General features: G+C 71.5%; 10 protein-coding genes. 3 read left to right on the forward strand and 7 right to left on the reverse strand.

All coding sequences use genetic code 11. The features are described from left to right. Positions 1–122 precede the first annotated feature (122 nt). Positions 123–1,097, forward strand: coding sequence for an NAD(P)-dependent alcohol dehydrogenase (locus AC2RP6_RS13670; RefSeq protein WP_486446470.1), 975 nt, complete (start codon positions 123–125; stop codon positions 1,095–1,097). A gap of 77 nt (positions 1,098–1,174) precedes the next feature. On the opposite strand, the gene AC2RP6_RS13675 is transcribed toward AC2RP6_RS13670, so the two are convergent. Beyond that, entirely contained in the window at positions 1,175–1,753 is a 579-nt protein-coding gene (locus AC2RP6_RS13675) for a TetR/AcrR family transcriptional regulator (protein ID WP_486446471.1), read from the reverse strand. Positions 1,754–1,855: 102 nt separating this feature from the next. Here AC2RP6_RS13675 and AC2RP6_RS13680 point away from each other — a divergent pair, with 102 nt between their 5' ends. Continuing rightward, positions 1,856–3,391 (forward strand): MFS transporter, encoded by a 1,536-nt coding sequence (locus AC2RP6_RS13680; RefSeq protein ID WP_486446472.1) that lies wholly within the window; start codon positions 1,856–1,858, stop codon positions 3,389–3,391. Between the two features lie 80 nt (positions 3,392–3,471). Here AC2RP6_RS13680 and serA read toward each other — a convergent pair whose 3' ends face one another. The 6 genes from serA to AC2RP6_RS13710 all read right to left on the reverse strand — a co-directional run bounded on the left by serA (position 3,472) and on the right by AC2RP6_RS13710 (position 13,286). After that, the gene (serA, locus tag AC2RP6_RS13685; RefSeq protein ID WP_486446473.1) at positions 3,472–5,061 is read right to left on the reverse strand and encodes a phosphoglycerate dehydrogenase; all 1,590 of its coding nucleotides are present in this window, start codon (positions 5,059–5,061) and stop codon (positions 3,472–3,474) included. Positions 5,062–5,370: 309 nt separating this feature from the next. Next, the gene (gene ilvC, locus AC2RP6_RS13690) at positions 5,371–6,372 is read right to left on the reverse strand and encodes a ketol-acid reductoisomerase (RefSeq protein WP_030664757.1); all 1,002 of its coding nucleotides are present in this window, start codon (positions 6,370–6,372) and stop codon (positions 5,371–5,373) included. 146 nt (positions 6,373–6,518) lie between these two features. Continuing rightward, entirely contained in the window at positions 6,519–7,043 is a 525-nt protein-coding gene (gene ilvN / locus AC2RP6_RS13695; RefSeq protein ID WP_030027475.1) for an acetolactate synthase small subunit, read from the reverse strand. Positions 7,044–7,075: 32 nt separating this feature from the next. Then, positions 7,076–8,962 (reverse strand): acetolactate synthase large subunit, encoded by a 1,887-nt coding sequence (locus AC2RP6_RS13700; RefSeq protein ID WP_486446474.1) that lies wholly within the window; start codon positions 8,960–8,962, stop codon positions 7,076–7,078. A 204-nt stretch (positions 8,963–9,166) separates the two neighbouring features. Next, positions 9,167–12,055, reverse strand: a complete 2,889-nt coding sequence (locus tag AC2RP6_RS13705; RefSeq protein WP_486446475.1) for a putative bifunctional diguanylate cyclase/phosphodiesterase — start codon at positions 12,053–12,055, stop codon at positions 9,167–9,169. 283 nt (positions 12,056–12,338) lie between these two features. Next, positions 12,339–13,286 (reverse strand): 2-hydroxyacid dehydrogenase, encoded by a 948-nt coding sequence (locus AC2RP6_RS13710; RefSeq protein WP_486446476.1) that lies wholly within the window; start codon positions 13,284–13,286, stop codon positions 12,339–12,341. Between the two features lie 72 nt (positions 13,287–13,358). Here AC2RP6_RS13710 and AC2RP6_RS13715 point away from each other — a divergent pair, with 72 nt between their 5' ends. Beyond that, a complete protein-coding gene (locus AC2RP6_RS13715) occupies positions 13,359–14,366 on the forward strand; it encodes an aldo/keto reductase (RefSeq protein WP_486446477.1) in 1,008 nt (335 codons plus the stop codon). The last annotated feature ends 73 nt before the right edge of the window (positions 14,367–14,439 follow it).

Raw genomic sequence — 14,439 nt, forward strand, 5'->3', positions numbered from 1 at the left:
GGGGCAGCTGTCAGGGCTGTCCCCGATGCCCGCGCGGTGTCCGGCGCCCTACCGTCGCGAACAGCGCCTGCCGGTTGCCCGCGGACCCTTTCCGCACCGGCCGGTGCGCCACGGAGGCCCGGATGAAGGCGATCGTCCAGGACCGGTACGGCTCCCCCGCCGTACTGGAGTTGAGGGAGGTCGGGCGGCCCCCGGTCGGCGACCGGGAGGTGCTCGTACGGGTGCACGCGGCCTCGGTCAACGCGCGCGACTGGCACCTCATGCGGGGCGACCCCTACCTGGCCCGGCCGGCGCTGGGCCTGCGCGGTCCGAAAGCGCGCGTACGCGGCACCGACTTCGCGGGCCGGGTGGAGGAGGTGGGCCGGGAAGTGACCCGGCTGCGCCCCGGCGACGAGGTGTTCGGCGAGGCCGACGGCGCCTTCGCCGAGTACGTGTGCGCCCCGGCCGACGCGGTGGGGCCGATGCCCGCGAACCTTTCGTACGAGCAGGCGGCCGCGATCCCACTGGCGGGGAACACCGCCCTCATGGGGCTGCGTGACCTGGGTGGCGTGCGGCCGGGGCACCGGGTCCTGGTCAACGGCGCGTCAGGCGGTGTGGGGACCTTCGCCGTTCAGATCGCGAAGGCGTTCGGGGCGGAGGTGACCGGCGTGTGCGGGCAGAGGAACACGGAGCTGGTGCGCGCGCTGGGCGCCGACCACGTCGTCGACTACTCCCGCGAGGACTTCACCCGCGGCGACCCGTGCTACGACCTCGTCCTCGACCTGGTGGGCAACCGCTCGCTCACCGCGTGCCGCCGGGCACTGGCCCCCGGAGGCACGCTGGTCCTCTCCGGTGGCGGCGTGTCCGAGGGGGGCAGCCTGGTGGGGCCGATGGCCCTGCTGCTGAAGGGCTGGGCGCTCTCGCCCTTCGTACGCCACCGGTTGCGCGTCCTCACGGCGACGCCGGACCACCGGAACCTGGCCGACCTGCGCGAACTGGTCGAGTCCGGCCGCCTCACCCCGGCCGTCGACCGCACCTACCCCCTGCACGAAGTGCCCGAGGCGATCGGGTACCTGGAGGTGGAGCACGCCCGCGCGAAGGTGGTCATCACGCTGTAGCCGGCTCATCGGCTCCGGCCCCGGCCCCGGCCCCGGCCCCGGCTGCGGCTCGGCAGCCGGATCCGCACCGGCCCGGGCTACGCCCGCGGGCGGGTCATCGTCTCGGCCGCCCGGCGCATGCCCTCGGTGAACTCCTCGGCCGTGGCCGCCGACTCCGGGTCGAAGAGCCACTGGATCATGAGGCCGTTGAGCAGCGCCTGGTAGAAGGAGCCCAGGGTCCGCACGTCCCGCTCGTCGAGCTGGTCCTCCGGCGTGCCGGTCAGCATCGAGATCAGGCCGCGGCGGCCCTCGGCCTGCGAGGCCGCGAGCATGGCCCGCAGCTCGGGCCGCTGGTCCCGGCCGAGCGCCACCTCCAGGCTGGCCGACCAGACCGGCGCGGACTTCTCGTGCTGCTGGAGGACGCCCTCCCAGAGCGCGCGGAAGCGTTCCAGCGACCCGCCCTCACCGGCCAGGCCGTCCTGGAAGACCGCACCCCACTCCTCCATCAGGCCGATGAAGGCCTCGGTGAGCAGCGCGTCCTTCGAGCCGTAGTGGTAGCCGATGGAGGCCAGGTTCGTTCCCGACGCACTGACGATGTCGCGCGCGGTGGTGCGCACGAACCCCTTGTCCACCAGGCACTTCTTGGCACCTTCGAGCAGATCTTCGCGATGTCCCATGGCCCCACCGTAGCAAGACAGATGTCCTAGACGGCAGTCCTAGACGAAGGTTCCATACAAGCGTCATAGACAGTCGTTTAAGACGTGTGTATGTTTCTCGGCATGACGAACCCCGCCGCCACAGCGCGCCCCGCCGGCCGCCGCGAATGGACTGCTTTCACCGTCCTGTTGCTGCCGCTGCTCCTGGTCTCGATGGACGTCTCGGTGCTCTACTTCGCCATCCCGGCGATCACCGAACAGCTCGACCCGAGCGCCACCCAGCAGCTCTGGATCTTCGACAGCTACGCCTTCGCCCTCTCCGGCCTGCTCATCACGATGGGCTCGCTCGGCGACCGGATCGGCCGCCGCCGGCTGCTGCTGATCGGCGCGGGCGCCTTCGGGCTCGCGTCGGTGGGCGCGGCCTACGCCACCAGCGCCGAGATGCTCATCGCGGCCCGTGTCCTGCTCGGCATCGGCGGCGCGACCCTGATGCCGTCCACGCTGGCCCTCGTCCGCAACCTCTTCCATGACGCCGGGCAGCGCGGCAGGGCCATCGCCATCTGGTCCGGAGCCATGACCGGCGGCATCGCCCTCGGCTCCGTCCTGAGCGGCGTGATGCTGAACCACTTCTGGTGGGGCTCCGTCTTCCTGATCAACGTGCCCGCGATGGTGCTCCTGCTGGCCCTGGTCCCGGTCCTGGTCCCGGAGTTCAAGGATCCCGCGCCAGGCCGCTTCGACCTGTGGTCCGTCCCGTTGTCCATGGCCGCCGTCCTGCCGGTCGTGTACGGCCTCAAGGAGATCGCCGCCGAGGGCTTCGAGCCCCTCCCCCAGGCCTGCCTCGCCGTCGGTGCGCTGTTCGGGTACGCCTTCGTGCGCCGCCAGCGGGGCCGTGAGGACGCCATGGTCAGCCGGGCGCTGTTCCGGGGCCGGGGCTTCGGCGCGGGCATCGCGCTGAACACCCTCGCCGCCTTCGCCATGCTCGGCTCGGCCTACTTCACCACCCAGTACCTCCAGTCGGTGCTCGGCATGGGCACCCTGGAAGCCGCCCTGTGGAGCCTCGCGCCCTCGGTCGTCATCGGTGCGGCGGCCCCGGTCTCCGCGATCCTGGCGCAGAAGACGGACCGGGCGTACGTCGTCGCCGGCGGATTCGTCCTCGCCGCCGCCGGTTTCGCGCTGATCGGCCTGGTGGGCACCGACTCGCTGTGGCTGATCCTGACCGGCGCGGGCGTCCTGGCCTCGGGGATCGTCACCGTGATGTCCCTGGTCTCCGACATGGCCCTGGGCGCGGTCCCCGCCGAGAAGGCGGGCTCCGCCGCCTCGCTGCTGGAGACGGGTACGGAGTTCGGCGGCGCCCTGGGCATGGCGGTGCTCGGCAGCGTGGGCACCGCGGTCTACCGCGGCGACCTGGCGGGCGCCGAGCCCGCGGCACGCGAGACCCTCGGCGGCGCCGTCGCCACCGCCCACCGGACCGGCGGGGCGGCCGGCGAGCACCTCCTGGCCCTGGCCCGCGAGGCCTTCGTCCACGGCATGCAGTACGCGGCCTGGGGCGGCACGGCACTGCTGCTCGGCGCGGCCGTGCTCGCCGCCGCCCTGCTGCGGGGCATCGGCGCCCCCGCCCCGGCCGTCGCGGCGCGGGAGCACGAGGCCGCGTACCACTGACCGGCGCGGCGCGGCCGGCGGAACGCGGAAGGGCCCGGGGTCTCCCCCGGGCCCTTCCTCATGTCACTGCCGCGACGGCGTCAGGCGAGGCTGACGGTGCGCGCCGAGGCGGCACCGATCTCGGCGGCGATGTCCGCGAGGACACCCGCCGGCACCTCGGCGTCGACGGTGAGGACCGCGAGGGCCTCGCCGTGCTCCTCCGCGCGGGCGACCTGCATGCCCGCAATGTTCAGCCCGCCCTCGCCGAGGACGCGGCCGACCGTGCCGACCACGCCGGGGCGGTCGGTGTAGCGCAGCACGACCATGTAGTCGGCGAGCGTCAGGTCCACGTCGTACTCGCCGATGCCCACGATCTTCTGCAGGTGCTTCGGGCCCGCGAGGGTGCCGGAGACCGACACCTCCTGACCGTCCGACAGGGTGCCGCGGACGGTCACCACGTTGCGGTGGTCCGGGGACTCCGAGCTGGTGGTCAGGCGGACCTCGACGCCGCGCTCCTGCGCGAAGAGCGGGGCGTTGACGTAGGAGACCGTCTCGTCGACGACGTCCTCGAAGACACCCTTGAGCGCGGACAGTTCGAGCACCTTGACGTCGTGCTGGGTGATCTCGCCGCAGACCTCGACGTCGAGGCGGACCGCGACCTCGCCCGCGAGGGCGGTGAAGATCCGGCCGAGCTTCTCGGCGAGCGGCAGGCCCGGACGGACGTCCTCGGCGATGACACCGCCCTGGACGTTGACCGCGTCCGGTACGAGCTCACCGGCGAGGGCGAGGCGCACCGACTTGGCGACCGACACACCGGCCTTCTCCTGGGCCTCGTCCGTGGACGCGCCGAGGTGCGGGGTGCAGACGACCTGGTCGAGCTCGAAGAGCGGGGAGTCCGTGCAGGGCTCCTTCGCGTACACGTCGAGACCGGCGCCGGCGACGCGGCCCTCCTTGATGGCGGAGAACAGGGCGGCCTCGTCGACGATGCCGCCGCGCGCGGCGTTGACGATGCGTACGGACGGCTTGACCTTGTGCAGGGCCTCGTCCCCGATGAGGCCGAGGGTCTCGGGGGTCTTGGGCAGGTGCACCGTGATGAAATCGGCGACCTCCAGGAGCTCGTCCAGCGTCAGCATCTTGACGCCCATCTGGGCGGCGCGCGCGGGCTGGACGTAGGGGTCGTACGCGACGATCTTCATACCGAAGGCCGACATGCGCTGCGCGACGAGGACGCCGATGCGGCCGAGGCCGACGACGCCGAGGGTCTTCTCGCTGAGCTCGACGCCCGTGTACTTGTTCCGCTTCCACTCGCCGTTCTTCAGGGCGGTGTTGGCCTGCGGGATGTTGCGGGCGGTGGCGACGAGCAGGCCGCAGGCGAGTTCGGCCGCGGTCACGATGTTCGAGGTCGGGGCGTTGACGACCATGACGCCGGCCTTGGTGGCGGCGGAGACGTCGACGTTGTCCAGACCGACGCCGGCGCGGGCGACGACCTTCAACTTCTTCGCCGCGGAGATGGCCTCGGCGTCGACCTTGGTGGCGGAGCGGACCAGGATCGCGTCGACGTCGGCGATCGCGGGGAGCAGCTCGCCGCGGTCGGCGCCGTTGCAGTGGCGGATCTCGAAGTCCGGGCCGAGCGCCTCGACGGTGGCGGGCGACAGCTCTTCGGCGATGAGTACGACAGGTTTCGAGCTCACGTGGGTCATCCTCACAAGTCCAGTGCGGACGGCCGTCCCGACGGCCGCAGGCGGTGGAGGGGGTAGCCGCGTGGAAGACGCACGACACTGTGGGCCTGACGCGTATGTGTTGAGCAGTGTAGTGGCGCGGACGGACCGGTTTTCCGCCTGTCCGGAAGGATCACTCTTCCGTGGTTGGCCGGGGTGGACAAGCCGTGGCCCAGCGGGCCCCGTTCCCGGCGCTCCGGCCACCGGTGCGGCATGTGCCGTACCGCCCGGTGATGCGCGGTGGGGCCGGGACCCGTCCGTCCCGGCCCCACCGTCGCGGGATCAGCTCTCGTCGTTGTCGACCCAGCTCATCAGCTTGCGCAGCTTCTTGCCGGTGGTCTCCAGCAGGTGCTCGGAGTCGGCCTTCTTGTACTCGTTGTACTTCGGCAGACCGGCCTTGTACTCGGCCATCCACTCCTCGGCGAACTTGCCGCTCTGGATCTCCTCCAGGACCTTCTTCATCTCGGCCTTGGTGGCGTCGGTGATGACGCGCGGGCCGGTGATGTAGTCGCCCCACTCGGCGGTCTCGGAGACCGACCAGCGCATCTTCTCCAAGCCGCCCTCGTACATGAGGTCGACGATGAGCTTCAGCTCGTGCAGGCACTCGAAGTAGGCGATCTCCGGCTGGTAGCCCGCCTCGGTCAGGGTCTCGAAACCGGCCTTGACCAGCGCGGACGCACCACCGCAGAGGACGGCCTGCTCACCGAACAGGTCGGTCTCGGTCTCCTCGGTGAAGGTGGTCTTGATGACACCGGCGCGGGTGCCGCCGATGCCGGCGGCGTAGGAGAGCGCCAGGTCGAAGGCCTTGCCGGTGGCGTCCTGCTCGACGGCGGCGATGCACGGGACGCCGCGGCCCTCCTCGTACTGGCGGCGGACCAGGTGGCCCGGACCCTTCGGCGCGACCAGGGCGACGTCCACGTTGGTGGGGGGCTTGATGAAGCCGTAGCGGACGTTGAAGCCGTGGCCGAAGAAGAGCGCGTCGCCCTCCTTGAGGTGGTCCTTGATGGACTCCTCGTAGATCTCGGCCTGCAGCGGGTCCGGCGTGAGGATCATGATGACGTTCGCCCACTCGGCGGCCTCGGCCACGGGGACGACCTTCAGGCCCTGCTCCTCGGCCTTGGCCTTGGACTTCGAGCCCTCCTTCAGGCCGACGACGACGTCGACGCCGGAGTCACGGAGCGACAGCGCGTGGGCGTGGCCCTGGCTGCCGTAACCGATGACCGCGACCTTGCGGCCCTGGATGATGGACAGGTCGGCGTCGTTCTCGTAGAACAGCTCGGCCACTGGGATATCTCCTTGGTGCGCTGGTGTTGCTCCCACCGTACGGCGGGGAACGGAATCTGAGTTTGTCGGTCTCGCTATGCGGGCCGAGCGTGTCTGCCGGGGCCGGGGGGCGGCCGTCGTGGCGTGGGCGCCCCCCGCCGGCCGGGTCAGGCGCTGCGGTCGAGCGCGCGCAGGCTGCGGTCCGTGATGGACCGTCCGCCGCGCCCTATGGCGATCGTGCCGGACTGCACGAGTTCCTTGATGCCGAAGGGCTCCAGCATCTTGAGCATCGCGCCGAGCTTGTCGGAGCCGCCGGTCGCCTCGATGGTGACGGCCTCCGGGGAGACGTCGACCGTCTTGGCGCGGAACAGCTGGACGATCTCGACGATCTGCGAGCGGGTCTCGTTGTCGGCGCGGACCTTCACCAGGACGAGTTCGCGCTCGATGGCGTTGTGCGGCTCCAGCTCGACGATCTTGAGCACGTTGACCAGCTTGTTCAGCTGCTTGGTCACCTGCTCCAGCGGGAGGTCCTCGACGTTGACGACGATGGTGATGCGGGAGATGTCGGGGTGCTCGGTGACTCCGACCGCGAGGGAGTCGATGTTGAACCCGCGGCGGGAGAACAGGGCGGCGATCCGGGCGAGGATGCCGGGCGTGTTCTCGACCAGGACGGAGAGCGTGTGCTTGGACATGTGAGGCGTTCTCTCTCTCAGGCTCTCTCGGCTCAGTCGTCTTCGTTGTCGCCGAAGTCGGGACGGACGCCCCGGGCCGCCATGACCTCGTCGTTGGAGGTGCCGGCGGCGACCATCGGCCACACCATGGCGTCCTCGTGGACGATGAAGTCGATGACGACGGTACGGTCGTTGATCGCGTTGGCCTCGGCGATGACCTTGTCCAGGTCGGCCGGGTCCTCACAGCGCAGCGCCACGCAGCCCATGGCCTCGGAGAGCTTGACGAAGTCCGGGACGCGCGTGCCCTTGCGGGGCGCGATGGACTCGCCGAGCTGGGAGCCGACCGTGTCGTGACCGGTCTCGTCGGCGTGCAGGACGGTGTTGGAGTACCGCTGGTTGTAGAACAGCGTCTGCCACTGGCGCACCATGCCCAGCGCACCGTTGTTGATGATCGCGACCTTGATCGGGATGTTGTTCAGGGCGCAGGTGACCAGTTCCTGATTGGTCATCTGGAAGCAGCCGTCGCCGTCGATCGCCCAGACCGTGCGCTCGGGCATGCCGACCTTGGCGCCCATCGCGGCCGGGACCGCGTAGCCCATGGTTCCGGCGCCGCCGGAGTTCAGCCAGGTGCGGGGCTCCTCGTACTTGACGAAGTGCGACGCCCACATCTGGTGCTGGCCGACACCGGCCGCGAAGACCGTGCCCTTCGGCGCGAGCGCACCGATGCGCTCGATGACCTGCTGCGGCGAGAGGCTGCCGTCCGCGGGCAGGTCGTAGCCGAGCGGGTAGGTCTCGCGCCAGCGGTTGAGGTCGTTCCACCAGGCGGTGTAGTCGCCGGCGTTGCCCTCGGTGTGCTCGGCCTGGACGGCCTGGATCAGGTCGGCGATGACCTCGCGGGCGTCACCGACGATCGGGACGTCGACGGCGCGGTTCTTGCCGATCTCCGCCGGGTCGATGTCCGCGTGGATGATCTTCGCGTGGGGGGCGAAGCTGTCCAGCTTGCCGGTGACGCGGTCGTCGAAGCGGGTGCCGAGCGCGATCAGCAGGTCCGACTTCTGCAGCGAGGTGACGCCGGTGACGCTGCCGTGCATGCCGGGCATGCCCACGTGCAGCGGGTGGCTGTCGGGGAAGGAGCCGAGGGCCATCAGGGTGGTGCAGACCGGGACGCCGGTCAGCTCGGCCAGGACCTTCAGCTCCGCGGTGGCGCCGGACTTCATGACGCCGCCGCCGACGTACAGCACCGGGCGCTTGGCCTGGCAGATGAGCTTGGCGGCCTCGCGGATCTGCTTGGCGTGCGGCTTGGTGACCGGCCGGTAGCCGGGCAGGTCCGGCGCGGGCGGCCACGCGAAGGTGGTCTTGGCCTGCAGGGCGTCCTTGGCGATGTCGACGAGGACGGGTCCGGGACGGCCGGTGGCGGCGATGTGGAACGCCTCGGCGATCGTCTTGGGGATGTCCTCGGCCCTGGTGACCAGGAAGTTGTGCTTGGTGATCGGCATCGTGATGCCGACGATGTCCGCCTCCTGGAAGGCGTCGGTGCCGATCGCCTTGGAGGAGACCTGCCCGGTGATCGCGACGAGCGGGACGGAGTCCATGTGCGCGTCGGCGATGGGGGTGACCAGGTTGGTGGCGCCCGGGCCCGACGTGGCCATGCAGACGCCGACCTTGCCGGTGGCCTGGGCGTAGCCGGTGGCGGCGTGGCCGGCCCCCTGCTCGTGGCGGACCAGGATGTGACGGACCTTCTTCGAGTCCATCATCGGGTCGTACGCGGGGAGGATGGCGCCTCCCGGAATCCCGAAGACGGTGTCGCACCCCACCTCTTCGAGAGAGCGGATGAGGGACTGCGCACCCGTGACGTGCTCAACTGCGGCGGACTGCTGTCCGCCGGAACGGGGCCGCGGCTGCGGATGGTGGGCCCCGGTGGCCTGCTCGGTCATCGGCATTCTCTTCTCGAAGCTGAGGGTTCTACGCGGATTCGACTCTGTGCCAGTGCAACAAAAAACCCCTCGTGCCAGGAGGCAAGCGAGGGGAGCGCGTCGGGTGTGTTGAGCGGGGACATGCAGGTCCCAGCTTCAGCCGACGCGCTTTCCAAGTACGAGAATTCGGGTGCGCATGGCATTGACCCTCCCTCTGGCGGGAGGGTGATGTCAAGTAGGTGGGACGGGCGTCTCATTATGTGAGCCTCTGTGGATGACCATGGAGCCCCCGGAGGAGCCCCCCGCGAGCGCAGGCTGGGCCGCTCCGCCCGGTACTGGGAACGTACCGCGCACCAGCGCACGGCGCAGCCTGTACTCGTCGAGGGGGCCGGAAAAGGCCATCCCCTGTCCGTGCGTGCACCCCATCGCGCGCAGCGCGGCCACCTGCTCCGGCAGGTCCACCCCGTCGGCCACGGACCGCATGCCGAGGTCGTTTGCGATCCGCAAGAGCCCGGCTGTGATCTTGTGCAGGCGGGCGGACTCGACCACTCCCTCCACCAGGCCCCGGTCCAGCTTGAGCATGTCCACGGGCAGCCGGCGCAGGGCGCTGATGGCGGCATAGCCACTGCCGAAGCCGTCCAGGGAGATCCCCACCCCGAGCCGGTGCAGGGCCGCCAGGCGGCGCTCCAGGTCGTCGAAGGGGACCCTGGGGTCGGACACCGCCAGCTCCAGCACCAGGGCCCCGGAGGGCAGGCCGTGCCGGGTCAGCAGGGCTTCCACGGTGCTGAGCGGCATCGCGCTGTCCAGGAGCCGCTGGGCGGTCATCCGTACGGCGACGGGCACGTCGTGCCCGGCGCGGTGCCGGTCGGCGGCCTGCTCGACGGCCTCCTCCAGCATCCAGCGGCCCAGCTCGGCGGTGCGCGAGGCGTCGGGAGCGCCGCCGGGGCCGCCGCCCGCGGCCCCCTCGCTGTACTCGGCCACGCGGAGGAACTCCGCCGGCGTGAAGAGGATCCCCTGGGCCGAGCGCCAGCGCGCCTGCGCGGCGACGGCCGCGATCTCGCCGGTGGCCAGCGAGACCACGGGCTGGTGCAGCAGGGCGAACTCGCCCTCGTGCAGTGCGGTGCGCAGCCTGCCCGCCAGCTCGGCCTTGCGGACGACCTCGGCCTGCATCTGCGGGACGTAGGTCTCGACGCGGTCCTTGCCGCCCGCCTTGGCCCGGTACATCGCCAGGTCCGCGTTGCGCATCAGGTCCGAAGGGTTGATCCCGGGGTCGGCGAAGGCCACGCCGATGCTGGCGGCCACCCGCACCTCGCTGCCGCCGATGCGGTACGGCTGGGAGAGCCTGGTGCGCAGCCGGTCGGCGATCTCGCGGACCTGGTACTCGCGGGCGCTGCGGTCGCGGCTGCCGTCGCCCAGGATCAGCGCGGCGAACTCGTCGCCGCCGAGCCGGGCGGCGGTGTCCCCGGCCCGGACGGAGTCCTGGAGCCGGCGGGCGGCCTCGACGAGCAGTTCGTCGCCGGCCTGGTGGCCGATGGTGTCGTTGACCGCCTTGAAGCCGTCGAGGTCGATGAAGAGCACGGCGGTGCTGTGGTCGCCCGCGCGGCGGCCGGTCAGGGCCTGGCGCACGCGCCGGGTGAAGAGCGCCCGGTTGGGGAGGTCGGTCAGCGGGTCGTGCTCCGCGCTGTGCTGGAGCTGGGCCTGGAGCCGGACGCGCTCGGTGACGTCCCGGCTGTTGAGGATGAGCCCGCCCTGGTGGCGGTTGACGGTGGACTCCACGTTCAGCCACTCGCCGCCGCCCGACTTGAAGCGGCATTCGATGCGGGTGGTGGGCTCCTCGGTGGGTGGTGCGGCCAAAAACCGGCGCACTTCGTGGACCACCCGGCCGAGGTCGTCGGGGTGGATCAGGGTGGCCAGCTCGGTGCCGACGAGCTCCTCCGCCTCGCGGCCGTACACCCCGGCGGCGGCCGGGCTGACGTAGCGCAGGGTCCCGGTGGGTGCGGCGATCATGATGACGTCGCTGGAACCCTGGACGAGGGAACGGAAGTGGTTCTCCTTCTGCGCCAGTTCCTGGGTCAGGGCGATGTTGTCGAGGAGCATGATGCCCTGCCGGATGACGAGGGCGAGCACGACGGTGCACCCGGTGAACACGACCATCCGGTCGACCTTCCGGCCGTCCACGACGTTGTAGAGGATGCCGAGGGTGCACACGGCGGCCGCGAGGTACGGCGTGAGGGCGGGCAGCGAACCGGTGATCGGGCGGCTGTGCGGCCGGTCCCTGCGCGGCGGGCCGGGCGGCACCGGGCCCTGGTGCATGCGCCGGGCGCCCCAAGGGGCGTACGCGAGCAGCAGCGAGCCGGCGAACCAGCCGGCGTCGAGCAGCTGTCCGGACTGGTACTCGGCGCTCAGCAGGGGCGAGGTGAACAGGGCGTCGCTGAGGACGGTCAGGGCCAGCGCCGCGATGGCGGTGTTGACGGCGGAGCGGTTGGTCTCGCTGCGCCGGAAGTGCAGCACGAGGACCATCGAGACGAGCGCGATGTCCAGCAGGGGGTACGCGAGGGAGAGCGCGGCCCGCGGGACGCTGCCGGGGGCCCCGGACTGCGCGGTCCGCGCGGCGTGCGCGAGGGCCAGGCTCCAGGACAGGGTCAGCAGGGAGCCGCCGATGAGCCAGGAGTCCAGGCCGAGGCAGACCCAGCCGGCGCGGGTGACGGGGCGTTTGGCGAGGACGAGGAGGCCCACGATGGCGGGCGGGGCGAAGCAGAGGAAGGCGAAGTCGGCGAGCGAGGGCTTCGGCACGGCTTCGCCGAGGATCACCTCGTACCAGCCCCAGACGGCGTTGCCGCAGGCCCCCATGAGGGAGGAGAAGGCGAAGAGCAGCCAGGCGGGGCGTTCCCGGCTGTCGATCGTGCGCGCGTAGGTGTAGCAGGAGACGGCGGCGAGCAGGCCGGCGGCGCTGAGTCCGAAGTCGCCCATGATCTCGGCGACTTCCTCGGACCCCCAGTTGAGGGCGGCGCCCACGGCGTACCCGCCGCTGACGACCGCGAGGATCAGCTGCATCGCCAGGCCCCTGCCTCCGCCCGAGACGGACGGCCGGTCCAGGAGCGCCGCCCCCGGGGTGCTCACCGGTCCCCCTCGCCGGCATGTTCCGGCGCGGCCCAGTCCCGGCAGCGTCGCCTGCGGCGGCTGTGCCGCGTCGGATCCTTCGTCCATTGGCCGTGCATCGCCCGTCGCCCCCCAAAGTGTCCGATCACTCCCCAGCGTCAGACGTTCCTGACGCAGCCCCTTCTTCCGGACGATACACCACTTTCGTCACTCAGGGACATAGTTGCTCTACGCTCTGTTACCGATAAGGGAGTTGCGGCGACCGCGCGCGTTCGGACGACTGCGGAGCGTACCGGTGGGCGGGTCACTCGGTGACCAGCACCGTGTGCTCCACGGGGTCCCCGGCGGCGAAGCGGGTGAGCTGGCGGGCCACGAGGCGCTTGGCGCGCGGCGCGAAGGCGGAGCTGCTGCCGCCCACGTGCGGTGTGATCAGGACGTTCGGGGCGTGCCAGAGCGGGTGGCCGGCGGGCAGCGGTTCCGGGTCGGTGACGTCGAGCGCCGCGCGCAGCCGCCCCGACTCCACTTCCGCCAGGAGGGACTTGGTGTCGACGACGGGCCCGCGCGACACGTTCACGAGCAGCGCCCTGTCCTTCATCCGGCCGAGGAAACCGGCGCCCACCAGACCCCGGGTGGCGTCGGTCAGGGGCGTCACGACGATGACCACATCGGCCCGCGGCAGGAGCCGGGGCAGGTCGGTGAGGGCGTGCACCGGGCCCCGGGCGGTGGTGCGAGCGGAACGGGCGACGCGTTCGATCCGCTCGCACTCGAAGGGCACGAGCCGGTCCTCGATCGCGGAGCCGATGGATCCGTAGCCGATGATCAGAACTGACTTGTCGGCGAGGGCGTCGTAGAAGCCGGAGCGCCAGTCCTCGCGGTCCTGTCCGCGGACCATGCCGGGGATGCCGCGCAGGGAGGCGAGGGTCAGCGCGAGGGCCAGTTCGGCGGTGCTGGCCGTGTGGACCCCTGCGGCGTTGCACAGCCGGACGCCCGGACGCAGGTCCCCGAGGCGGCTCAGCACGTCGTCGAGGCCGGCCGTCAGGGTCTGCACGACGCGTACGGCGGGCATCGCGGCGAGCGGGCGCACGGTGACCTCGGCGGATTTCATGTAGGGGGCCACGTAGAAGACGCAGTCGGCCGGATCGGCCGGGAAGGCGTCCTCGCCGTCCCACTGGCGGTACCGGAAGGAGTCGGGGAGGCCGGCGACCTCTTCGGCGGAGAAGGGGAGCCAGACGTCCCGTGGCGTTGCAGTCATGATCACGAGGCTATGCCAAGCCGTCTTGATCAAGCCGTTAGTTTGGTGGCCGGAGCGGAGGGGGACGCAGCGGTGGAGCGCAGGTCGATCGGGGCGGGGGCGCTGAGCGTGGGCGCCGTCGGCCTCGGGTGCATGCCGATGAGCTGGGCGTACACGCCTTCGCGGCGGCGGGGGCACGAGTCGCTGGCCGCCGTGCACGCCGCGCTGGACCTGGGGTCGAACCTGCTGGACACGGCCGACGTCTACGGGCCGTACACCAACGAGCTGCTGCTGGGACGGGTGCTGCGGGAGCGGCGGTCCGACGCGTTCGTGTCGGCCAAGGTCGGACTGCGGGCCGGCGACCAGCACGTGGTGGCCGACGGCCGCCCCGGCTACCTGCGGCGGGCGTGCGACGCCTCGCTGCGGCGGCTGCGCACCGACGTCATAGACCTCTATCAGCTGCACCGGGTGGACCCGGAGGTTCCGGTGGAGGAGACCTGGGGCGCCATGGCGGAGCTGGTGGGCGCGGGGAAGGTACGGGCGCTCGGCTACTGCGCGCTGGGCGCCGGCGCCGGACCGGGGGCCGGACGGCGCGGCGACCGCGGGTACCGCACGACGCTGCGGCACCTGGAGCGGCTGCAGCAGGTCTTCCCGGTGAGCGCCGTGCAGGCGGAGCTGTCGGTGTGGTCACCCGAGGCGGCTTCGCAGTTGCTGCCGTGGTGCGCCGCGCGCGGGGTGGGGTTCCTGGCGGCGATGCCGCTGGGCAGCGGGTTCCTGACCGGGACGCTCACACCGGGCGAGGGATTCGAGCCGCAGGACGTCCGGGCCCGGCACCCGCGCTTCACGGCCGAGGCCATGGCCTCCAACCAGGTCCTGGTGGCGGGGCTGCGGCGGGTGGCGCGGCGGCACGGGCCCGGGGTGACGGTCGCGCAGGTGGCCCTGGCCTGGGTACTGGCCCAGGGACCGCAGGTGGTACCGGTGCCCGGGGCGGACCGTGCGCACTGGGCGGTGGAGAACGCCGGGGCGGCGCGGCTGCGGCTCACGGCGGCGGACCTCGCGGAGATCGCGGACCTTCCGGTCGACGTGGGAGCCTGGGACTGACCGCCCACAACCACTCGATCGGGTGTACGAGTGGTGGAACTTCGGGAACCGCCCCGGCTGTTGAGACGGGTGA

This window comes from Streptomyces sp. WAC03905 (assembly GCF_057371075.1).

What these genes read in the sequence shown, in the direction of transcription:
- AC2RP6_RS13670 (WP_486446470.1), top strand. Translation starts at nt 123, where the DNA reads ATGAAGGCGATCGTCCAGGACCGGTACGGCTCCCCCGCCGTACTGGAG.
- ilvN (WP_030027475.1), bottom strand. Translation starts at nt 7,043, where the DNA reads ATGTCCAAGCACACGCTCTCCGTCCTGGTCGAGAACACGCCCGGCATC.
- AC2RP6_RS13700 (WP_486446474.1), bottom strand. Translation starts at nt 8,962, where the DNA reads ATGCCGATGACCGAGCAGGCCACCGGGGCCCACCATCCGCAGCCGCGG.
- AC2RP6_RS13710 (WP_486446476.1), bottom strand. Translation starts at nt 13,286, where the DNA reads ATGACTGCAACGCCACGGGACGTCTGGCTCCCCTTCTCCGCCGAAGAG.
- AC2RP6_RS13675 (WP_486446471.1), bottom strand. Translation starts at nt 1,753, where the DNA reads ATGGGACATCGCGAAGATCTGCTCGAAGGTGCCAAGAAGTGCCTGGTG.
- AC2RP6_RS13680 (WP_486446472.1), top strand. Translation starts at nt 1,856, where the DNA reads ATGACGAACCCCGCCGCCACAGCGCGCCCCGCCGGCCGCCGCGAATGG.